Below are 20557 nucleotides of genomic sequence, written 5' to 3'. Positions count from 1 at the left end.
GCCTTTCCGGAGGCGCTCGCGGTTGCCTCCTCTCGCCTCTTCACTCTACCCGCCGGCCGTCTCGGACCGGATGAACGCGTGTTTAAGAAAACCTTAAGAGAAGGTTAAGACGCCCGCAGGCTGTGGACCACACGCTGCAGACGTTCCCTTGCCTCTTCGGCCACGGGTCGAAGCGCCGGGTCGGGAATCACCCCCAGCATGGCGATCGGGTCGACGATGGCGACCACCGAGCCGGGACCGTTCTCGTAAACGACGACGTTGCAGGGCAGCAGCAGGCCGACGTCGAGGTTCGCCTGAAGCGCGCGGTGCGCGAGCGGCGGGTTGCAGGCGCCCAGGATCACGTAGTTCCGGAAATCGGCATCGAGCTTCTGCTTCAACGTGGCCCGCACGTCGATCTCCGTCAGGACGCCGAATCCTTCGGCCTTCAGCGCCGCGGTGACGCGCCGCACCGCCTCCGCGTACGGCATGCCGAGCTTCACTGAGAATCCATACGTGGTGGTCTCGATCATGACGCTTACCTCACCTCCAGGATGGTCTCTACGGGATCACAACAAGCCGTCCCACCATGCCGGCTTCGCGGTGCCCCGGCACGCTGCAATACACCTCGTAGTCCCCTGCCTGGGCGCCGGCCAGTCCCGCGGTGACGCGCTGGCCCGGCCCCACGACGGCGCGGAATCCCAGGGCGGGGATCGTCAGGTCGTGCCGGACGCGTCCCTCGTTGACGAGCTCCAGATTCACCGGCCCTCCGGCGCGGACGCGGATCTGGCCCGGACGAAAGCCGAAGTCCACGAGCGACACGATTTCTCGATCCGCTCCGGCAATCGGCGTCGCAGCCGACTCGGCGGGTGCGCCCTGTCCCCATCCCATGTGCGGCATCCATACGGGAGGACCGCCTCCCCATCCGCCCATGGCGCCGAATCCGGCCAGCGCCACCAGGATCAGGAGCACACCAATCAAGGCCATGCCGTGCATCGCCGCGCCCCCTTCGGTCTAAGTCAGTTCCTTGCGCAGCTCGTGGTACTGCTCCCGCGTCAGCTCGCCCCGCGCGTAGCGGGCATCAAGGATTTCCCGCGGAGTGGGCGTCCGGGGCGACGGGACGCCGGGAAACAACCGTCCCGCCGCCCACACGGCGAGCGCCACCACGCCGATCCAGAACGCCGCCATCCACAGCCACATCAGGCCGAACCCCATGGCCCGCCTCCTATCCCAGCGTCTCGCGGAGCTTCTTGTACTCCTCGATCGACAGCTCGCCTCGTGCCAGCCGCGCGTCCAGGGTCTCCCGCGCCGAGCCGGCCGTCGAGCGGACGCCGGGCCGGTTCACGGCGCTGACGATCGCCCAGATCGCCACGCCCAGCAAGATAATCCACAGGATCCCTGCGCCACCCATGCCGAATCCACCCATCATCGCCGATCACTCCTCTCCGTTCGTGTCTCTCTCACCATACCGGGCTCTCGTGAACGACGGATGCCCGCGTTGTGAACGCCCGGTGAAACTTCTCGACCGCCGGAAGCGCCGCGAGGGAGCAGGTCGTGCCCCCTCGCGCCTCCGACCCGACGGGGAAACCCTTCTACGGAGACGTCCGGAGCCTCCCCAGGAAGACCTTCCCCGGCCGCCAGGGCGTGCCGATGGCCGGCAGCAGAACCCGATCGACGCCGTAGTATCCGGCCACCTTCCAGGCGAGGATGAGCAGGAGGGCCAGAGTGAACAGCACCGGGTTCGGGCTGGCCGTGCCGGCCATCATGAAGTTCCAGTTCATGAAGCCGCCGAAGAACGCGGCGATGCCCACGAAGGCGCCGAGCATGAGGGCCGCGCCGACCAGCACCTCGCCGTAGGCCACCAGCTTCGCGAACCTGTCCAGGCCGGATTCCCCAGCTTCGCCAGCCCGGACTCCAGCCACTGGTACCCCAGCCAAACCCGGAGAATCGCCCACAGCCAGGCGATCCGCGTGGTGCTGAACAACACCCGCACAAACGCCGGGTCGGCGTGAACGTCCTGCGCGTTCGCGAGCGCCCGCGCTGTCGTCTCCATTCCTCCCATCTCGTTGCTGTCTCCGTCTGGAGCGTATGGCATGGGCGCGAACGGCGGATGCCGGCCCGGCGAAAGTTCGGTGAACGGCGACCGGCAGCTTTATCGCGTCTCTGCTTCTGAACGACGGAGCGATCGGCCAGAGGCGGCGCGCGCGGTGAGAATGGAAAGGAGGGCCAGCGCCACCGCGGTCAGGATGACGTAGACGGCCGGTCGGGAGAGGGTGAACAACAGGTGCGTATTGATCCCGAGGTAGTGTAGCGTTGAATCCAGCATGCTGCGCTTCCCCGCGAGATGCCCGCCCGTGGAGCCGACCAGCATCAGGGTGACGAACCCGCCCGTGGCCAGGGCGACGTAGAACCAGCGGAGATGCGGCCGCGCCCACAACCCGGAGCCGTAGATCCACCGCGTCGCGATAAATGCCACCCAGAACGTGAGCGAGAAGGCGGTGAGGGCAATCTTGTTGAGCACGACGGAGGACGTCAGCAGCACCTCCGCCGGCCAGGTGTAGAGAAACCCGGTGACGATACTGGCGACAAGGGACAGCAGGCCTCCGATCGCGGCCAGCAGCGCGGTTGGCTCCGCCAGGCGCACCAGGGCGCGCCACACCACGTGGCTACCGGTGAACCGCTCCCCGAGCAGACGGATCACCGCGCTGGCGAAGGCGAGGGTGAGCATGCCGGTGTGCAACTCCGCGGTGATGACATGCCAGGCGACGCGGCCACCCTCAGGCATGGTTTCTCTCCCGCCGGGGCCAGAGCAGGTAGGCTGCGGTCAGGCCACCGATCAGGATCACCCCGGTGATTACCGTGAGCAGCCACGACGCGAAGGGATTCTGCGCGGTCCCAACAGCCCGGGGCCTGGCAAACAACCCGGTCTCCATGGCTCCGCCGGCCTGGAAGTCGACCTTGACGACCGTGCGCTTGTCGCCGTGGTAGGTGACGAAGTCATCCGTCGGCGCGTAGGCGAGTTGCACGGTGTGCGCCCCGGGCCCGAGCGGACGATCGAAGCGGTCTCCGGTGTCCAGGCGCCGCCGGAACTCGATGATCGTCCCCGAGGCGTCCTCCGACCCGGAAGCTTCCAAGATGTCATCACGGCCGCCCAGACTGACGTCGTTCGCGTGCGTCACGGAGGTGTTGGCGAAATAATCCTGGAGAAAGAGTTCCTTGCCCCGGATGTAGCCGATTAGGATGTCCTCGCCTTCCATGATGGGCCCGGTGGGGTCCCAGCCGACGGCCAGCCACCCCTGGGCGGGGGTCCGCAGGGCGAGTGTGATGTACTCGCCCTCGATCGTCCAATGCAGCTCCATGCCGATCTTCTGGGCCTGGTAGTGGCCGCTGTACTCGCCGTCCTCGATCCGGCCGTCGATGCGGGGGGAGGCCGGCGCACCGGCGATCGGTCCCCCCGCCACGACGAGTACCAGCAGCGCGGAGACGGCCAGGGCGGCCATGAGCGGCGTGCGCCGCCCGTCCGGCATCAGGAGGCGAATCCTCCGATCTCCCAGCGCTGCGTGTTCTTGTGGGGCTGCTTCCAGTTCTCCGTCGCGCCGAGCGCGAGGAGCAAGGAGAATTTCTTGCCCGGCACGATCTCCATATCCGTCTTCTCGCCGGTCCGGAGTTTCCGTGTGAACTCCACGGTCCAGTTCTTGCCCTCGCGAACTACCGCGGACTGGAGGATCGAGTTCTTGCCCCCCTCCTCCTCGTCCAAGACCGGCCGGCCGAGAACGGCCGACTGGTAGAGGTCGAGCGCGACCGGCTTTCCGCCCTCGGTGCTAAAGATGTACTGGTCCGCCCCCTGCTTGCCCTTGGCCCTCTTGGCGAGGAACCCAATGCCGATCCAGCCGTCGCCGGAGGCCTGGATCGCCAGCTGCAGGATGTCCCCGCTGACCCGCCAGGCCAGCCGGATGCCCGAAGCGTCGTGCGTGTACGTGCGTGCGTACTCGCCAGGGGCGATCTTGCCGTCGACGACAGCCTGTGTCTGGGCCAGGATCGGGAAAGCGCCGAGGGAGATGGACAGTGCGAAGGCGGTGATCAAGCCGGCGATGCGCATAACAGACATCTCCTCTCTATCGCTTCTGAATCTCGAGGCACTGTGCGACGGAACGATCCAGCATCGTGTCAAACTTTGACCAGCCGCACCTGCGTATCGTAGAAGACCGCGCTCGCGCCCACAGGGTCGGCCAGACAGGTGTTGGGCAGGACCGGATCGGTGCGCATGGCGGCGTTGGCGTGCAGACCATGTGAGCGGCGGTGATCGCCCCTGATGACGCGTCCGTCGATCACGACGTCCTGACTGCCGTAGGCCCAGTGCCCGTGGCCGAGCGAGAAACTGACGACGCCCGGGCGGATCCCTTCGATGACCTTGAGCTTGCCGACCATCGGTTTCTTCCGGCCGTGCTGCAGGTCCCACACGCCCTCGGGGTTGGTGGCGGAGACGACCTTTACGACATCACCGGTCTTCAAGCCCAGGCGCTCGGCATCCCGTGTATTCATCAGGAACTCACCCTCGGGAAGGATGTTGAGGAGCCAGTAGTTGCTGATCGTGCGGCTCTTGGTGTGGAACACCACCCGGTGGGTGATGAGCCGGAGGTCATACTGGGCATCCGCGACAGGGCGGTCCAACAGGTCCCGCGGCGCCGGCGTGTAGTTGGCCACGCCCAGAAAGGGCTTCCCAGTCATGGCGCTGCGGGTCGTGGCCGTCTTCTCCTGGTAGAGGTTGATCAGGGTTCCGTACTTGTTTTTCAGCTGCTCTCCCTGATAGGCCGCAGCGAAATCTTCGAACCGGCCGCCCCGGTTCAGAACGTACACCACCTTGCGCCACCATCTCTCGCCCACCGTGCCCGCCCAGCGCCCGGGGTCGAACACGGTCGCCGGCAGGTGCCTGCGGGATCGGATGAAGAGGTCCAGTTCTCGATCATCGGCGTCGGGGACGGCGTCGGAGCCGTCCGTTTTCTCACCGGCCGCCAGGTTGGCGACCATCCTGAGGTAGAGGTCCTCACCCCGCAGGAAATCCTGCCCCGGGCCGAAGCCGTTCTTCCCGAATCCCGGCAGCCCGAGGCGCTCGGCCAGCCCCAGGAGCATCGCCTCCAACGTCGCGGGCATCTCCTGGCCGAAGACCTTCACCGTTTCCGTCAGCGGCGCGATGACCGGCTGGCGGACCGGCTGGACCTTCCACGGCATGGAGAACTGCGTGCCCGCAAATTCCCACCGCTCCAGATACGTGCAGTCGGGGAAGATGTAGTCGGCGTACATCGAGGTCTCGCCGATAATGATGTCGTTGGCCACCACCAGCGGGATCTTCGATGGATCGGCCAGGATGGCGATGTTCGTGTGGCCGGACGGCAGTGAGTAGGCGGGCGATCCCATGTAGATGAACAGGGCCTTGATCGGATAGGGATAGCCGTCCCCCGCGGAAGGAATGGCTTCCTGATAGATGTCGCTGGCCAGCGGATACCACGGCCGCTTCGCCGGATACTGTGTGAAGAGGGTGCTGGACTCGTAGCTGTCCCCGTCGCGGATGATGCTGACGCCGAACGCGGTCGTCTTGCTGGGATGCAGCTTCCCGAGATTGAACGGCTGGCCCGGCTTGCCCCCGGTGGGATCGTAGGTCGCCCCGGCGACCATCCCGCCCTTCCAGTCGAAGCTGCCGATCAGCAGCGGCAACGCGAACCAGGCCGTGCAGTTGTACAGGCCGTTGGTGTGCTGGGAGACGCCGCGGTGAATGTCTACCGCCGCCTTTTTGCCGTGGCTGGTGAACTCGCGCGCCACCTCGACGAGATCCGCGAGCGGCAGCCCGGCGATTTGCGCCCACTGCGCCATCGTTTTCTGATGCGCCTGGTCGGTGAGCACCTGGAACGCGGTCTTGACCTTGATGCCCGCGACCTCGGTGCTCACCAGGAGGTCTCCCTCGACCGGCGTGGTGGTGTCATACGGATCGACCGGCACGAGGCGGCCGTCCACCGAGACCACGAAGGGATCGAACTGGTAGGTGCCCTTGCCGTCGCTCGTCGGGCGCGTCTGCTTCGCCGCAATCCCCGCTTCAGAGGCACGGAGAAACTTCCCTGGCGTCCCGTCCTGCTCGATCTTCACCAGCCAGGCGGCGTTGCACCACGTCGGCTCGCCATCCGCCGCCGCGGCGGCCTTGTTCGCATTGCGCAGATACCGCTCATCGTACCGGCGGTTGTCGATGATCCAGCGTACGAGGGCCAGCGCCACGGCGGCCTCGGTCCCGGGGATGTTGGGCAGCCACTTCCAGGCCATCGTGCCCGCGGTGCGGCTGAGGACGGGATCGATGACCACATACTTGAGACGGCCTTCGCTGACGGCCTGGGCGATCCGCTGCGTCCGGTTCGTCGGCCCCTGGCTCGCCTCGAACGGGTTCACGCCGACGAAGATGATGAACTCGGAAGCCTGCTGGTCGGCCTGCCAGAAGAATTTCTTCCCCCCCGTCCACTTGCCGTCCACGTACTGCTCGCTCATCGCCTTGCCCGTGAAGTACAGTGAGCCCTGGCAGACGGTCGTGTGGCCGTGCGCATTGCGCGAGCCAAAGGCATCGACCGTGAAACGGCGGATCAGCTCGCCGCGGCCGCCCTTGAGACGCCCCCAGAGGAAGAACAGCTGGTTGTTCTTCGGGCCGAGGTCCGGGTGGTCGGGATCGATCAGCACATGGAGCTGATCGCGGAACTTCGCCTTGAACGCCTCGACGGCAGCCTTTTTCTCCTCCGGCGTCTTTTTGCCCTGGATGATCTTCACCTCGTCGGCCATGGCCTTGGCCAGTGCCGCATCACGCAGCGCCCAGATCTCCTTGAGCCCGTCGACCTTCCGGTTCTCCTCGCCGGGGACGTGGCTGAACAGGTAGCCGCCGTCGACGATCTCGCGCACGGCCTGCTCGAAGGGGATCGTCATCCATTTGTTCTCCCCCCGCTTGCCCGCGCGCTTCAGCACCTTCACGATCCGGTACGGGTCATAGGCCATCTGGATGCTGGCCTGCCCCTTGGGGCAGAGCCGGCCGTCGAGCGCCGCGGTCTCGAACGGCGAGGTCCGGTACGGCACGTGGGGATCCAGATTCCACGGGCTGAACGGGTTGCCGTCGAGCTTCACCAGGACGCCATCTCGCAGCTTGGCCTTGATGCCGCACTGCGTGTTGCACTGCTGGCAGACGGAGTAGAGGATGTTGTAGGGATCCACCAGGTCGTAGCCGCCTGCGGGCAGCTCCGCCGCCTCCGCGGTGCGCACCAGGTCCGCCAGCTCGCCCAGCTTGGCCTGGCTCGCCAGGAGCGCGCTCGTGCCCAGCAGCGCGCCGCCGGCCAGCAGGTCGCGCCGGCGGAGGCGACGCCCGGAGCGTTCAGCCGCATGCTGTGCCATCGTCCCCCCTCCTCCTACGTGTGCACGCTCGTGCTGAGCTGGACATCGTCGCAGATGTAATACACGCGCGGCTCGGTGCCGCGGTTTTCGCGGATGCGCAGCACCTTGCCGGCGTTTTTCGCCAGCACCTCGTTGACCAGGCTCTGCGGGTCGTTCTTGTCGCCGAAGTAGATGGCCCGGCCGATGCAGGTGCTCACGCACGCCGGGACCAGCCCGGCGTTGAGCCGGTGGAGGCAGAAGTGGCATTTCCGCCCCCCGCCGATCGGCGGCTCACCCCGCCGCACCCGGTCGCGCACCCAGCGCCGGCCATAGTCGTGACTGACGGCCTCCTCGTACGGCTGGAACGCCGGCGTGGGCTGGGTGTAGAATCTGCCGTCGTCGTAGTAGAGGGCGCGGTACGGGCAGGCCTTGAAGGCGGCGTCGAACGCGGCGCGGCCGCGGAACTTCGTGTAATCGATCGCGACGATGCCGTCCGGCCGCTTCGTGATGGATCCGGGCGCGATGGCGTTGGCCGCCTCCATGCAGGGCGGCTTGTCGCACTGCATGCACTGGGTCGGCATCGGGTACCGGCGCACGTTGGGATAGGTCCCATACTCGATTTCGGGCACGGACCGGTAGGAGACCCCCGGGGGCAGGACGTTTTCGGCGGCGCACGCCACCACGCAGGCTTGACAGCCGACGCACTTCCGCCCGTCGATCACCATGATCCAGTTCCGCTGCTCCACAGGCTTCTGCAGGGCCCGGCGGATGTCGGCCTGCATCCGCAGGATCTCGGTATCCCGGCCCGGCGGCAGAGGGGCCAGGGCGGGAGCAGCGGCAGCCACGCCTCGGACGGGGCGCCGTCCGCCGACCAGGACCGACGATCCGGCGGCCGCGCCGAGTTCCAGCAGCTTCCGCCGGCTCAGTTTCGCTCCAGCGGGTGACGCTTTTGAACGAGCGCCGTCGGTCATCTCCGTCCTCATGAGACGGGACCTCCTTGTGGTGGCATGGTGTTCCCGGAACCGGAGCCGCCGCCGCTCAACGGCGGGACCCGCACCAGCTCGTCACCGTCGCGGAGCGTGGCATCGAGTGGCACATGTGCGTCGTTCACGGCGAAGGCAAAGGGACGGGGCTGACCGTGCAGCGGGGGATGCGCACCGAGCAGGACGCTCCACGCGCGACTGGCCGTGGACCCCTGGGGAACGTTCGCCGGCGGGCGGCCGAGCCCGGTCGCCTCGGGGTACGAACCAAAGGGACGGACGACGATCCGCATGGATCTACCGTGCCAGACCATACCATCGGAACGGGCTGCCGGGCATCAGGCCATGACCCGATGCTCGATCCTCGCACGCGCCGTGGCCCCGCGCTGGCTCAAGGAGTCCGCCCCCAGGCTATGGGGAAACGACGGGAAAGAGGTTAACGCCACCTTAAGGGGTTGTGAAAGTTCGGTGAAAGCCGATCCGGTCGGGGACAACGATCCTGCGCGTCAGCCCCCGATGGTGGGGTGGGAGTCCTAGCCGGCAGCCGGGATCGTGAAGGTGAAGGTCGCGCCGTGACCCGGGCCTTCGCTCTCCGCCCGGATCGAGCCGCCGTGGCGTTCGACTAGGTGGCGGGCGATCGTCAGGCCGATCCCGCTCCCGCCGCTGCGGCGCGCCCGGGAGGGATCGACGCGATAGAAGCGGTCGAACAGATGCGGGAGGTGCTCCGGGGCGATGCCTGCGCCGGTGTCGGCGACGGCGATCGCCACCATGCCCTGCTCCCGGCGCGCCTGGATCGTGACGCGGCCGCCCTCGGGTGTGTGCTGGAGCGCATTGCCGAGCAGGTTCGTCAGGACCTGGCCAATGCGATCGGGATCGGCCAGCACCCGCGGCAGATTGCGGGGGATGTCCACGGCAAGGACGACCCCCTTGTCTTCAAACTGCGGACGCATCCGGGCGGCCGCGGCGTCCGCCAGCTCGCGCACCTCGACCGGCTGCGGCAGAATCGGGATCTGACCCGCCTCCACGCGTGACAGCTCCTGCAGGTCGGACACCAGCCGCTGCAGGCGCGACGCCTCGCGCCGGATCCGGTGGAATGTCTCCGGCTCGGCCGGCAGCACGCCGTCGATCAGCGCTTCCATGTAGCCGGCGATGCTGGCCAGGGGGGTGCGCAGCTCGTGGGCCACGTCGGCGATCAGGTCGCGGCGCATGCGCTCCACCTGTTCCAGGGCCGTCGCCATCCGGTTGAACTGCCCGGCCAGCTCTCCGAGCTCATCATCCGACGTCACCGGGACGCGTTCGCCGTACCGCCCATCGGCGATCCGCGCGCTCGCGGTCATCATGGCGCGCACCGGCGCCACGATACGCCGCGTGACGAAGATGCTGACGGCCACGGCGGACAGAAAGGCTGCCGTCGCGGCCACGGCCAGGGCCGTGTTCATGGCACGCAGGAACGCCGCGAAGAGGTCGGCCATCATGTGGGGTTGCCCCATCGCCCCCACCATCGCCCTGAGGTGACGGCTGAAGGCGGTGGGGGCCACGGCCTCGGCCGTGGTCCACAGGACCAGCGATCCGACAACCACAATGAGCACGTAGGAGATGAAGAGTTTCGGACCCAGCCGGCGCAGCCCCCGCACCCTCATAGGGGTTCCGCGACGAATTTGTATCCGATGCCGCGCACGGTCTGGATGAAACGGGGCTCGGCGGCGTCATCGCCGAGCTTCTGCCGCAGCTTCTTGATGTGCGCGTCGACGACCCGGTCGTCTCCGAAGTAGTCGGTTCCCCAGACGCGTTCCAGGAGCTGCTCGCGCGACAAAACGTGGCCGGGATACGACGCCAGCGTGTGCAGCAGATTGAACTCCAGCGTGGTCAGCTCAACCGGCTCGTCATCCTTCCAGACCTCCCGGCGGGCGGGGTCGAGGCGCAGTTGCCGGAACATCAGGACCCGCGGCGGCTCAGGAGCGGCGCCCCGGCCACGGCGCAGGATCGCCCGGAGGCGGGCGGTGAGTTCCCGGGGGCTGAAGGGTTTCGTCACGTAGTCGTCGGCCCCAACCGACAGGCCCACGACCTTATCCGCTTCGTCGGCCTTCGCCGTGAGCATGATCACGTAGACAGGCGATTCGGCGCGAAGCTGCCGCAGCACTTCGATCCCGTCGAGTCCCGGGAGCATGATGTCGAGCACGACGACGTCGGGGCGAAACGCACGGGCTTTCGCCAGTGCGGTCGGACCGTCCATCGCCGCCTCCACCCGAAAACCCTCGTTCGTCAGGTACGATCTGAGGAGGTCGACGATGCTCTCTTCGTCATCGACGATCAGGACCTTCGGCACGCCTGCATTGTAGCGCACGGCCGGGGATCTGGGGACATCTCCATGCGGAGGAGCGGCCAGGATCAGGAGACAGCGGTCAAAGGACGAACCGGCTCGGGCGGAGGTGGTCCCACGACCCGGGCCCCCTTTCGTCAGAGGATGTGTCCGACGATCTCTCCCCCACGTCGGCCTGTCTCTCAGCCGGCGGCGGCGATCAAAGCGGGCCTCGCCTGTTCACCGAAGTGTCCCACGCGACGTGATCGGGAGCGGCCCCCGGTACGGGGGCACGACGAGGTGCCTGACGGCCGCGATCGTCGCCGGGAAGTCAAGAGCCCGCAGGTCCTGGACCGTTCCGGCCGGGCGGAGGAGGTAAGTCCGCAAGGCCTCGGGGTTTCCGATGGCTTCGACCCGGAACGGTGGGGCAAGGCGACGATGGTTGACCAGGATCGTCGCGCCGACGCATTGGATCGAAGAACCCACGAAAAGCCGCTCGCCGTTGATGGCAATCGCCTCGGCGCCCGCAGCCCAGAGGTCATTCACGATCGCCTGCAGATCAGTGTAGTGGATTAATACATTGTTGGGATCCTCTCCGGGAAGCGGCACGCGGTCGCTGTCCCGAAGCACGATCACCAGGCCGGGACCGGCGAGCGCCGTGAGGCCTGCCAGGGCGCGGAGGTAGTCGAGTTCCCCGCTCAGACGGCGCAGCTCGCCCTCCGCTCCGGCGGCGATCCGGCGCATCTCGGCAACCTGCTCGCGCAGCGCCGCCACCTCTTCCTCCATCGCCCGGCGCTGGGTCTCCGCACGCCGCAGTCGGTACCCGAAGGCCTCCAGTTGGGGCGAGGGGATCCCCAGCGCCTCCCGGATGGCGCGTTCGGTACGGAACTGCAGCGTCAGCAACAGCGCCGCGAGCAGCAGCACGATACCGGTGCCCGCCCCGCTGACCGGAAAGAGACGGCGGACAGTCGAGGACGCAAAGACGGTTACCACCACCAGGGTCATGCGCGCAGAAGCTCGATCGCTCCTGGCACTCGACCGCTCCTAGCATAGGTGCTGACTGCCGGAGACGTGGTTAAGTTTGTGTTAAGGTGCGCCGGGGATCAGGAATCGTCCGACGGCCGGCGTAGCGCAGGCGCTGGCGCACCACGCGCCGCGCGTGACGGAGCGGCGCTTAGGAGGATCGTCCGCGTCTTATGATGTGTTGCGCGATGGCCCCGTCTCTGTCACGCTGGTGCCGGGGACACCGGCGCTGTCCGGGGGCGCCGGTGAAGAGGAGTACGCCTGGTGAATCGGCTGCCGTCGGTGGCTGGTCGGCAACTTCTGACAGGTGCCGCATTGCTCGGTGCGGCGGTCGTCATCGCTGCCCTCTTCATCGCGGTGGGCCACTCCGTGGCGCTGCAGGTCTCGGGGCGACTGGGAGGAGCCGACCTGGCGATTCAGCGCGGCCGGTGGGGGCTGGTTGCGGGCTCCATCGCCGCCTTCCTGATCTTCCTGGTCCTCCTGCCCGTCCGCACGCGCGGGGACTGGCGGTCGCATGGAGTCTATGCGGCGTTCATCGTATCGCTGTTTGCGGAGATGTTCGGGTTTCCGCTGACCATCTACTTCCTCTCCAGCGCCTTCGGTCTGGCGCTCTTTGAGCGGGAGTTCATGCTGTACATGCACAGGGTCGGCATGCCCCTTGGGTCGCTCGTAACCTTCCTCGGGGTCTTGCTGGTCGTCTCAGGCTGGCGAGAGGTCTATCGCGCCGGGGATGGACTGGCCACTCAAGGGATCTACGCCTACCTGCGCCACCCGCAGTACCTTGGTATTCTGCTGATCACCGGCGGGTGGTTGATTCACTGGCCGACGGCGATCGGATTGGTGATGTGGCCCATCCTGGTGGTCATCTACATCCGGCTTGCCAGAAGAGAGGACGCCTACCTCGCGAGCCGGTTCGGCGGTGAATTCCGAGCCTATGCAGAGAAGACTGGAGGGTTCTTCCCCCTCGGTCCGCGGGCAACCGGACGGGGATGATCTTCGGAGAAACCGAAACCGCAGTCCCCCAGATGCGCTCCAGTAACTGGAGGGATATTCGCGGATCAAGAAGGAGCTCTAGAGAATTCCAGCTGGCTGGGGGAGGAGGATTCGAACCCCCGCTAACGGGTCCAGAGCCCGTCGTCCTACCACTAGACGATCCCCCAGCGGACGACCATCCTCAATTATATAGAAAGCGGGCGCCGTTGCCCATGCGCTCCGTGATTCCGCTGAGGCCTGTCCCTTCAGGCCCCGAGCAGCCGGCGAAGGAGGCGGGCGTCTTCCAGGGCGGCGCCCTCCGCGTCGTTGTTGAAATAGATCCAGCCCTCGTCGGCCTCCTGCATCAACTCCCGGATGCGCTGCGTCCAGAGGCCCAGGCGCCGCCGGCCGAAAGCCGGACCGGCCCCGCCGGGCGCGTGGAAGCGGATGTAGAGCCGGCGCGCCGTGACAACCAGCTCGCAGCGCAGGCTGGGGCCGACCATGATGCAGTACCCGCACCGGTACCGGTCGAGGAGGTCGAAGATCTCCGGGACGTGCCAGGTGGGATCGCGGAACTCCATGACCGGCCGCACGTCCCCGGGCAGGACGCGCAGAAACGCCTCGAGGCGCTCGGCGTCGACCGGAAACCGGGGCGGGAGCTGGAACAGGACGGGACCGAGCTTGGACCCGAGCCCGGCGGCCCGCCGCAGGAATGTTGCCAGCGGGCGGCGCGGCCGACGCAGCCGCAGCACGTGGGTGATGTACCGGCTGGCTTTGACGGCGAAGGTGAACTCCGCCGGTGTGCGCGCCCCCCAGGCGGCAAAGACGTCTGCGGTCGGCAGCCGGTAGAAGGTGTTGTTCACCTCGACGGTGGGGAAGTGGCCGGCGTAGTACTCCAGCCACCGGGTCTGCGGCACCCCGCGGGGATAGAACCTGTCGCGCCAGTGCGGGTAGGCCCACCCCGAGGTGCCGATCAGCAGCATGGCCGTCCCTCAACCGTAGAGGGCGCCCTCGTCCCGCACGTAGCCACGCCAGGCCGCCGCCCCGAAGACCACCGTCCAGGCGGCCAGGGCGAGCCAGTCCGCCGTCCGCCACGGCAGCGCCAGCGCCGCCGCCCACACCACGCGGCCCCAGTGGTAGGTGGGGAGGACGACGGCCACGTCGCGCACGCCGGGGGGTAAGAGATCCGGCGGCGTCCACAACCCGCCGCCGTACGAGAGGAGGAGATACAGCAGATTCGCCATCGCTACCGCGCTCCGCGGGCTCGTCCAGTAGCCCACCGCGATTCCGCAGAGCGTGAAGGGGAGCGCGCCGGCCAACAGCCCCACGAGCACCCGCCCCAGCTGGACCGGAGCCAGGCCGATCGCCATCGTCATCCGGGCCGTGGCGAACACCGCGAAGGCGGCCAGCAGGGCGAAGACCACTGCGGAGAGAGCGCGGGCCGCCAGCACCGTGCCGGGCGCGAGGGCCAGGGTGCGTACGTAGCGCGTCCAGGGGGCGGCGCGGTCCATCGCGGTGCTGACGCCGAACTTGAAGAAGACCACGCCGAACACAGCGAACGTGGCAAAGGATGCCACGGGAACGACGGTCGGAACACCCCGGGGAATTCGCTGGCCGGCGAACATGAGGAAGAAGAGGCTGGGCAGCAGCAGCGTCGGAATAGTGTACGCCGGCATTCGAGCCAGCAGCCGCAGATCCGCGAGGAAATGAGCGGCCAGAGGTCGCATCATGACGCCTCCTCCAGCAGGTGGAGGACCGCGTCCTCCAGGGAGAGCGGGCGCACCTCCGCGGCGCCGGCCGACAGCGCCTGTCGGGAGCGTTCGACCGATGCCTTGACCTCGCTCACCGTGCCGGAAGCCAGGACTCGGCCCCGGTGCAACAGCACCACATGATCGGCGAGCGCCTCCGCCTCCTCCAGGTAGTGGGTGGTGAGGAGGATGCTCCCGCCGGAAGCGACGTGCGCCCGGAGTTCCTGCCAGAAGATCCGCCGGAGTTGCAGGTCGAGTCCGGCGGTCGGTTCGTCGAGCACCAGCAGCGCGGGGCGACCGGCGAAGGCCAGGGCCACCGCCAGGCGCCGCCGCTGTCCCGAGGAGAGCCGCGCCACCTCCCGCCCCGCCTCCGCCTCGAGCCCGAAGCGGTGCAGGAGCTCCGGGGTTGGCACCGGATCGGCATAGTGCGCCCGCACCAGGTCGATCACCTCACGGACCCGGAGGAGGTGCGGGAAGCTGATTTCTTGCGGGACCACGCCCAGGCGTCGCCGCGCTCGCCAGTGGCGCGGGTCCTCCCCGAACAACTCCACGCGCCCCCCGTCGGCCCTGCGGGTACCCGTGAGGAGGCTGACCAGGGTGGTCTTGCCCGCGCCATTCGGTCCCAGCAGCGCCACCACGGCGCCCAGAGGCACGGCGACGGTCACGCCGTCCAGAGCCGTCGTGTCCCCGAACCGCTTCGTCACTCCCTGTGCGGAGGCTGCGGTCGCGCCGCGCTCATCGGCCATCCCGCACTCCTCTCTGACCGGTCCGACAGGCACCGGTCCTTGCCATGAGGACCCAGAGATTGTAGCTGACGTGAGCGGTCGCCGCGGCGGCGAAGCCCAGGACGAGCATCACCGTCGCGAAGACGGCCCCTGTAAGAAGATGGACCGCCGCCCCCCGGAGTCCCTGCCGGGGCAGGTGGGCGAAGGCGAAGCCGAGGGTGCTCCCCACCACCGCGTAGGGAAGGACGGCCTTCTGGACGGCGGGAGCGGTCAGCCAGCCCCGCCAGAGGATCTCGTCGGCCACAGACCCGAGCAGTACAGTCCAGACTGCCGGCGCCCTCAGGACCGACAGATCCACCTGCGGCAGGGCACGGGCCAGGAGGGCGTACAGCGCCGTGCCCGCGAATCCCCCGGCCGCCGCGTTTGCGCTCCCCCCAGAGGGACAGATGATTCCCGTGCCGACGAAGGTGAGCGCCAGCGCGAGCTTCCCCAGGCGATAGAGTTCATCGGACATAGGCACCGGCGTGTAGTCCCAGGGCCAGGAGGTAGACCACCGACTCGTGGACACCGTCGAGGGCCAGGAGGTCGTCGATCCGGCGGTCGAAATACCCGCCGATCGGCAAGACCGCCAGGTCCAGAGCGGCCGCGGTGAGGAGCACGTTCTGGGCGAGGTGGCCGGCCTCGAGCAGGACGAAGCGGTAGGCCCGGAGCCCGTATTTGAAGCGGCTGCGCCAGAAACAGGCGGCGAGCATCATCACCGCCGACGCCTCGGCCAGGGACGGATCGACCAACCCGCGGACCAGCTCCTCACGCGGGCTGTCTGATCGCAGCGCCGCCAGCCTGTGGCCCGCCGGGTCATAGTGGTAGACGCCCGGCGGCAGCCCCTCCACCCGCTGCACGGCGGCGTAGACATCCAGCGGGTACAACGCGCCGCCCGAAGGCACCGTCCGACCATCGGGCCGGGCGATGTGCCCGGCACGTCGGGTGATGCCGTATGCGGCGTAGAGGATCGTCGCAAAATCGGCCAGCGAGAGTGCCCCCTCCCCGAAAGCCCGGGATGAACCCCGCCGGCGCAGGACGGCCTCGAAGGATGCCGGCCCAAAGTGAGGCGGCGGCAGCCCGTGCACAGGTCGGTGGGTGAACCGCTTCCCGGCGCGCAGCGCGCGCCGCTGCATCTCCGGACTCTGTTCCATTCTCCGGACGCCCGCCATCTGCCGCCAGAGGAGTGAGGGCTGCAGCTTGGACGCCTCATGATAGAGCTCCGCAGGGTCGTCCTGCGCAGAGGCGAGCGCGAGAGGGACGGCAGAGGCGGAGACGAACAGGCGGTCGTCGAGGGCCATGGGGCCTCCGCGGCGTCAGGGAAACGGGTGGGGCCAGGGATTCACGTCTTCCGGGGACGAGAGGGGTCGGCCCGTGAGCTGCGCCGCCATCGCGTACAGCCGTGGCCCGCCGAGATAGCGCCGCTCATACCCCACGTCCAGCGGCTGCAGCTCGGGGCTGACGACTTTCCAGACGTGCGCCCCGGCCCGGCGGACTTCGACCGTAGTGAGATCCACGGCAAAGACCGACGCGCCGGCCGCTACGATGCGTCCGACGACGGCGGCGATCTGCCGGACCGGGACCGGCTCGAGGAGATCCGGCAAAGCCCGGATGTCCCGCGATTCCTGGCTCTGCCACAAGAAGGCGGCCGACGGGAGCGCCTGCGGATCCGCATAGAACCGGACGTGATCCGCGAAGCGCCGCACCAAATCCGGTCGGGTCAGTGCGATGGGCGGCGTGGTCCGTCGGAGGCGATCGGCCCAGGCATAGGTCGCAAACGCCTCGCGCATCGCCTTGAGCCAGGCCTCCCCGGGGCGCAGCGCGCTGGCCGCTCCCACGGCCATCCCCACCTCCGTGCCCCGGACCACCGCCAGCACGGTCGGAATCCCGTGCAGGTCGCTCAGGTCGAGGCACGTGTACCGGAGCCCCGTGACCGCAAAGTACCGGTCCTCAACAGTCGCCAGGGAGGAGTCGGCGCGCCACTCCAGGATCGGCGGCGACCACCGCGCATACCAGGTCAGCATGACGGCGTCGCGCTCCACCACTTCCAGGAGTCCGCCGAGGACGGCCTCTTCCGCCGAGAGACCGCAGGCCATCCCGTTGCTGGTCGCGTAGCCGATGGGCGTATCACCCGCGACCGCCCCGGCCTCCGCGCCCAGATAGACGAGCTGGGCGGGCAGGTACACTGCAGCGTGTGTGGACAGGTCGACCCCCTTCGTCCAGCGCACGCAGGTCTCCGGCGTGAAGGGGCGATACGGAAACTCCGGGCGGGCGTACTGCGCGGGGTGGAAAAGGGCAAACCGGTCGGGCGAGACGGCCGCGGTCCCGAGGGCAACCGCGGGGGCCAGGGGCAGCGTCTCCGGCATGGCCGCCCCGCAGTAGCGCTCCACCGCCTCTCCCACGGCCGCCGCCATGGCCGACGCCCTGTCGTAGTGCGTCGCGCTGCCCCTGATGCTCCGCACCGGGCACCCATGGATGAGGCGGAGGTCGGCCGTCTCGGCCATGAAGGCGGGCAGAGGAGCGTGACCGGGAAGCGTCGTCAACTCCTGCAGCGCGCGGATCGGTCCCACATACGGGGAGAGGAGCCGCATGACGGCCGCCCGGTCCATTACGTGGGGCTCTGCGCCGGTTCCGCCTGCTCCGGAAACCACGGCGCGGGAGTGTGCTGGGACAGGGGACGGCACACCGGGCACCGGGGCACAGGCCAGACTTCGTGGGCGCTGACCGTGGGGTGGGGCATGAGCCCCACCGCGTACAGCATCCCGCCGATCCAGGCGTCGCGGCGCAGGATCCAGCGCAGTGCGAGGTGCACGGCCAGGCCGGCCAGCAGCGACGTCACGCCCGCGCCCATGGGATGATAGGCCGGCAGGTCGTCATAGAGGCGGGCAATGTCAGGGTCTTCCAGGACGGACCGGCGGCGGGTCTGAAAGCAGGCATAGCACGCCGTCTCCCCGGGAATGAACAGCGGTCCCACCGTCCCGTATGCCCCGTCGAAGGGCAACACGAGGAGCCAGCTCTGGCGGCATTCCAGCATCCGACGGTTCCAGCTGTCGAGCCGGGATAGATCCTCGCCCTGGACGGCGACGACGACGAGGTCCAACGTGGTGGGGGGGTCGTCGACCGTGACGGCGCGGGCGGCCACGACGCCCGATGCTGAGATGAGCCGGGTCACCGCCTGCGCCAGGGATCCCGTCCCGAGGACCCCCACGCGGGCGCGATCGACCGGCGCGTCGTTCTCCCGCCCTCCCATGATGGCGGTCAGCAGGTCTCCGTCCTCCCCCGACAGGGGCGAAGAGCCAGCAACCGCAACAATCCCGTTACCTTTTAGTGCCGAGAGGACCCGGACGACGGCCTCGCCATCCCACTCGCCGAGGCGGCGCTGGATCTCTTCGACGGTCAGCCGACCGTCGATCAGGGGGAGCAAGGCCGTAAGGAGGGGGACAGCCTGGGGCCCTGCAATCCTCACCAGCTGTCCCCCGTACTCGAAGAGGTAGGCGTCGCGATCCCGGACGACCCTGAACCAGGGATAGAGACGGGGCCGAGCGTCGGCCGGGATCACGGACGGATCACCTCGCCTTCCATCGGGCGGTCTTAGTCGCCGCCGAAGTCGCCGCAACACGAGGTGGTGCTGCAGCAACAGCCGATCTCGATCTTGCCGGGCGCAGGTTGACCGTCGCCGGGATCGAGTTCGTCCGCCAGCAACGGGAGGAGCTGCCGGCGACACTCCACGTGCAGAGCCTCACGGATTTCCATCACACCCTCACCCCCATCCCCTGGAATGCGACTCGCCCACAGGGTAGGTGAAGAGCGAGGCGCAAGCAGCACGCGGACGCCAGATGGCTGCCGAATCCCGTTGAACGGCGCTGCAGGGAGAGCGAAACCAGTCTACCGCGGGGCGGTCACAGCCCGATCACACCGGAGCCTTGACCCTCGGCAGACCGGCGCAAAAACGCCACGGCGTCGTCGAGCCGGCGGACCACCCGGTCCTTGCCGAGCAACGCCATCAGTTCGAAAAGTCCCGGACCGGCGGTCTTCCCCGTCAGGGCCACGCGGGTGGGGTGCACCACCGCCCGGGCCGGCAGCCCGCGCTCGGCGGCCAGGGACCGAAGAATCGCTTCCGCCTCGGCGACCTCCAGCGCAGGGGCGGCGGCCACCCGCTCGCGCAGGGCCTGGAGGATCGGCGCCACGCCCGGGTCGCTGAGGTACCGCCGGGCCGCTTCGGGTTCGTACTCCACCCGGTCCTTGAAGAAGAAGTCGCCGTAGACGACAATGTCCTGCCCCACCTTGAGACGGTCCCCCAGCACCTCCACGACCTTCCGGATGTAGGCGGCGCGTTCCTCGGTCGGGGCTCCGTCCACGAGGCCGGCCGCCCGCAACGCCGGGAGGCACGCGTCCACGACGCGCGTCGGATCCTGGTGGAGCAGGGCACGCATGTAGACCCCGTTCATCCAGGTGAGCTTCTCCATGTCGAAGACGGGCGACGCCTTGCCCAGGTCCTGGATGCGAAACCGCGCCACCAGTTCCTCCACGGAGTAGATCTCCCGGTCCTCCTCGGGATACCAGGCCATGAGGGCGAAGAAGTTCAGCAGCGCCGCGGGAAGGTACCCGCGCCGCCGGTAGTCGCGCACCGCGGTGTCGCCGGTCCGCTTGCTCAGCTTCTTCCGGTCCGCGCCCAGGATGTTGGGCAGGTGGGCCACCTGCGGCGGAGCCCAGCCCAGCGCCCGGTACATCACCCACTGCTTCGGCGTGTTGCTGAGGTGTTCCACGCCACGGATGACGTGGGTGATGGCCATGGTGTGATCGTCCACCACGTTGGCGAAGTTGTACAGGGGGCTGCCGTCGGAGCGGACGATGATGTAGTCGTCAAGGTTCGCCGGATCGAACTCGACGCGGCCGCGGACCAGATCGTCCACGACGATGGTCTCCCCGTAGTCGGCGAGGCGCAGCCGGATCGTCGGGCGGCGGCCCTCCCGCTCCAGCCGGGCCCGCTGCTCCGGCGTGAGGTCACGACAGCGTCCGGAGTAACGGTACGGACGGTTCTCCGCCTTGGCGCGGGCCCGCTCGGCGTCCAGTTCCTCGGGCGTGCAGTAGCAGGGGTAGGCGGCGCCGCGGGCCAGCAGTTCGGCGGCGTAGCGCCGGTAGAGTGCCATGCGCTCGGTCTGGCGGTAGGGACCGTAGGGGCCGCCGCGATCGGGGCCTTCGTCCCAGTCCAGCCCGAGCCACCGGAAGTCCTCGAAGATGGCCTGTTCGTACTCCACGGAAGAGCGGCTGCGGTCGGTGTCTTCGATGCGGAGGACGAACCGGCCGCCCTGGCTGCGGGCAAAGAGCCAGTTGAAGAAGGCCATCCAGGCCCCGCCGATGGTCAGATAGCCGGTGGGGCTGGGGGCGTAGCGCGTGCGCATC

General features: G+C 68.3%; 22 protein-coding genes, 1 tRNA gene and 1 pseudogene. 1 reads left to right on the top strand and 23 read right to left on the bottom strand.

All coding sequences use genetic code 11. The features are described 5' to 3' along the window. Nucleotides 1-104 precede the first annotated feature (104 nt). The 13 genes and pseudogenes from QN141_05245 to QN141_05185 all read right to left on the bottom strand — a co-directional run bounded on the left by QN141_05245 (nt 105) and on the right by QN141_05185 (nt 11652). On the bottom strand, nt 105-509 hold the full coding sequence (locus QN141_05245) for a DUF302 domain-containing protein (GenBank protein MDR7557877.1): 405 nt from the start codon (nt 507-509) through the stop codon (nt 105-107). A gap of 28 nt (nt 510-537) precedes the next feature. After that, nucleotides 538-963, bottom strand: coding sequence for a cupredoxin domain-containing protein (locus QN141_05240; GenBank protein MDR7557876.1), 426 nt, complete (start codon nt 961-963; stop codon nt 538-540). Between the two features lie 27 nt (nt 964-990). Continuing rightward, the gene (locus QN141_05235; GenBank protein MDR7557875.1) at nt 991-1191 is read right to left on the bottom strand and encodes an SHOCT domain-containing protein; all 201 of its coding nucleotides are present in this window, start codon (nt 1189-1191) and stop codon (nt 991-993) included. Between the two features lie 10 nt (nt 1192-1201). After that, nucleotides 1202-1387 carry an SHOCT domain-containing protein gene (locus QN141_05230; GenBank protein ID MDR7557874.1) on the bottom strand — a complete coding sequence of 62 codons (186 nt, stop codon included), beginning with the start codon at nt 1385-1387 and terminating at the stop codon, nt 1202-1204. A gap of 181 nt (nt 1388-1568) precedes the next feature. Beyond that, nucleotides 1569-2029: pseudogene (locus tag QN141_05225) on the bottom strand (DoxX family protein). Between the two features lie 99 nt (nt 2030-2128). Then, entirely contained in the window at nt 2129-2761 is a 633-nt protein-coding gene (locus tag QN141_05220; GenBank protein ID MDR7557873.1) for a hypothetical protein, read from the bottom strand. Then, a complete protein-coding gene (locus tag QN141_05215; protein MDR7557872.1) occupies nt 2754-3503 on the bottom strand; it encodes a DOMON domain-containing protein in 750 nt (249 codons plus the stop codon). The genes QN141_05220 and QN141_05215 overlap by 8 nt, the downstream gene beginning before the upstream one ends. Continuing rightward, on the bottom strand, nt 3503-4075 hold the full coding sequence (locus QN141_05210) for a DOMON domain-containing protein (protein MDR7557871.1): 573 nt from the start codon (nt 4073-4075) through the stop codon (nt 3503-3505). The genes QN141_05215 and QN141_05210 overlap by 1 nt, the downstream gene beginning before the upstream one ends. Before the next feature lie 68 nt (nt 4076-4143). Next, nucleotides 4144-7389: a molybdopterin-dependent oxidoreductase gene (locus tag QN141_05205; protein MDR7557870.1), complete on the bottom strand. Its 3246-nt coding sequence runs from the start codon at nt 7387-7389 to the stop codon at nt 4144-4146. Between the two features lie 14 nt (nt 7390-7403). Beyond that, nucleotides 7404-8351, bottom strand: coding sequence for a 4Fe-4S dicluster domain-containing protein (locus QN141_05200; protein MDR7557869.1), 948 nt, complete (start codon nt 8349-8351; stop codon nt 7404-7406). Nucleotides 8352-8881: 530 nt separating this feature from the next. Then, nucleotides 8882-9988, bottom strand: a complete 1107-nt coding sequence (locus QN141_05195) for an ATP-binding protein (GenBank protein ID MDR7557868.1) — start codon at nt 9986-9988, stop codon at nt 8882-8884. Beyond that, entirely contained in the window at nt 9985-10674 is a 690-nt protein-coding gene (locus QN141_05190; protein ID MDR7557867.1) for a response regulator transcription factor, read from the bottom strand. The genes QN141_05195 and QN141_05190 overlap by 4 nt, the downstream gene beginning before the upstream one ends. Nucleotides 10675-10887: 213 nt before the next feature. Next, entirely contained in the window at nt 10888-11652 is a 765-nt protein-coding gene (locus tag QN141_05185) for a DUF881 domain-containing protein (GenBank protein ID MDR7557866.1), read from the bottom strand. Between the two features lie 282 nt (nt 11653-11934). Between QN141_05185 and QN141_05180 the strand changes: the two genes are divergently transcribed. After that, complete coding sequence (locus tag QN141_05180) at nt 11935-12663, top strand: isoprenylcysteine carboxylmethyltransferase family protein (protein ID MDR7557865.1); 729 nt, start codon at nt 11935-11937, stop codon at nt 12661-12663. A 93-nt stretch (nt 12664-12756) separates the two neighbouring features. On the opposite strand, the gene QN141_05175 is transcribed toward QN141_05180, so the two are convergent. The 10 genes from QN141_05175 to gltX form a co-directional block, all read right to left on the bottom strand. Next, a tRNA-Gln gene (locus QN141_05175) sits at nt 12757-12830 on the bottom strand. Between the two features lie 78 nt (nt 12831-12908). Then, complete coding sequence (locus QN141_05170) at nt 12909-13625, bottom strand: DUF72 domain-containing protein (GenBank protein ID MDR7557864.1); 717 nt, start codon at nt 13623-13625, stop codon at nt 12909-12911. Nucleotides 13626-13634: 9 nt separating this feature from the next. Next, nucleotides 13635-14372 (bottom strand): ABC transporter permease, encoded by a 738-nt coding sequence (locus QN141_05165; GenBank protein MDR7557863.1) that lies wholly within the window; start codon nt 14370-14372, stop codon nt 13635-13637. Continuing rightward, nucleotides 14369-15136, bottom strand: a complete 768-nt coding sequence (locus tag QN141_05160) for an ABC transporter ATP-binding protein (GenBank protein ID MDR7557862.1) — start codon at nt 15134-15136, stop codon at nt 14369-14371. Before QN141_05160 ends, QN141_05165 begins: the two co-directional genes overlap by 4 nt. Further along, nucleotides 15126-15629, bottom strand: coding sequence for a CPBP family intramembrane glutamic endopeptidase (locus QN141_05155; protein ID MDR7557861.1), 504 nt, complete (start codon nt 15627-15629; stop codon nt 15126-15128). The genes QN141_05160 and QN141_05155 overlap by 11 nt, the downstream gene beginning before the upstream one ends. Continuing rightward, nucleotides 15619-16455: a SagB family peptide dehydrogenase gene (locus QN141_05150; GenBank protein ID MDR7557860.1), complete on the bottom strand. Its 837-nt coding sequence runs from the start codon at nt 16453-16455 to the stop codon at nt 15619-15621. The genes QN141_05155 and QN141_05150 overlap by 11 nt, the downstream gene beginning before the upstream one ends. 15 nt (nt 16456-16470) lie before the next feature. Further along, entirely contained in the window at nt 16471-17763 is a 1293-nt protein-coding gene (locus tag QN141_05145) for a YcaO-like family protein (GenBank protein MDR7557859.1), read from the bottom strand. Next, nucleotides 17763-18713, bottom strand: a complete 951-nt coding sequence (locus QN141_05140; protein MDR7557858.1) for a TOMM precursor leader peptide-binding protein — start codon at nt 18711-18713, stop codon at nt 17763-17765. Before QN141_05140 ends, QN141_05145 begins: the two co-directional genes overlap by 1 nt. A gap of 32 nt (nt 18714-18745) precedes the next feature. Then, the gene (locus QN141_05135; GenBank protein ID MDR7557857.1) at nt 18746-18907 is read right to left on the bottom strand and encodes a hypothetical protein; all 162 of its coding nucleotides are present in this window, start codon (nt 18905-18907) and stop codon (nt 18746-18748) included. Between the two features lie 146 nt (nt 18908-19053). Further along, nucleotides 19054-20556 carry a glutamate--tRNA ligase gene (gltX, locus tag QN141_05130; protein MDR7557856.1) on the bottom strand — a complete coding sequence of 501 codons (1503 nt, stop codon included), beginning with the start codon at nt 20554-20556 and terminating at the stop codon, nt 19054-19056. Nucleotide 20557: the final 1 nt, after the last annotated feature.

It is taken from the genome of Armatimonadota bacterium (assembly GCA_031459765.1).
Classification (GTDB): Bacteria; Sysuimicrobiota; Sysuimicrobiia; order Sysuimicrobiales; family Kaftiobacteriaceae; genus Kaftiobacterium; species Kaftiobacterium secundum.
The sequence above is the reverse complement of the archived record's forward strand: the minus strand, read 5'-3'. Positions and strand labels throughout refer to the sequence as shown.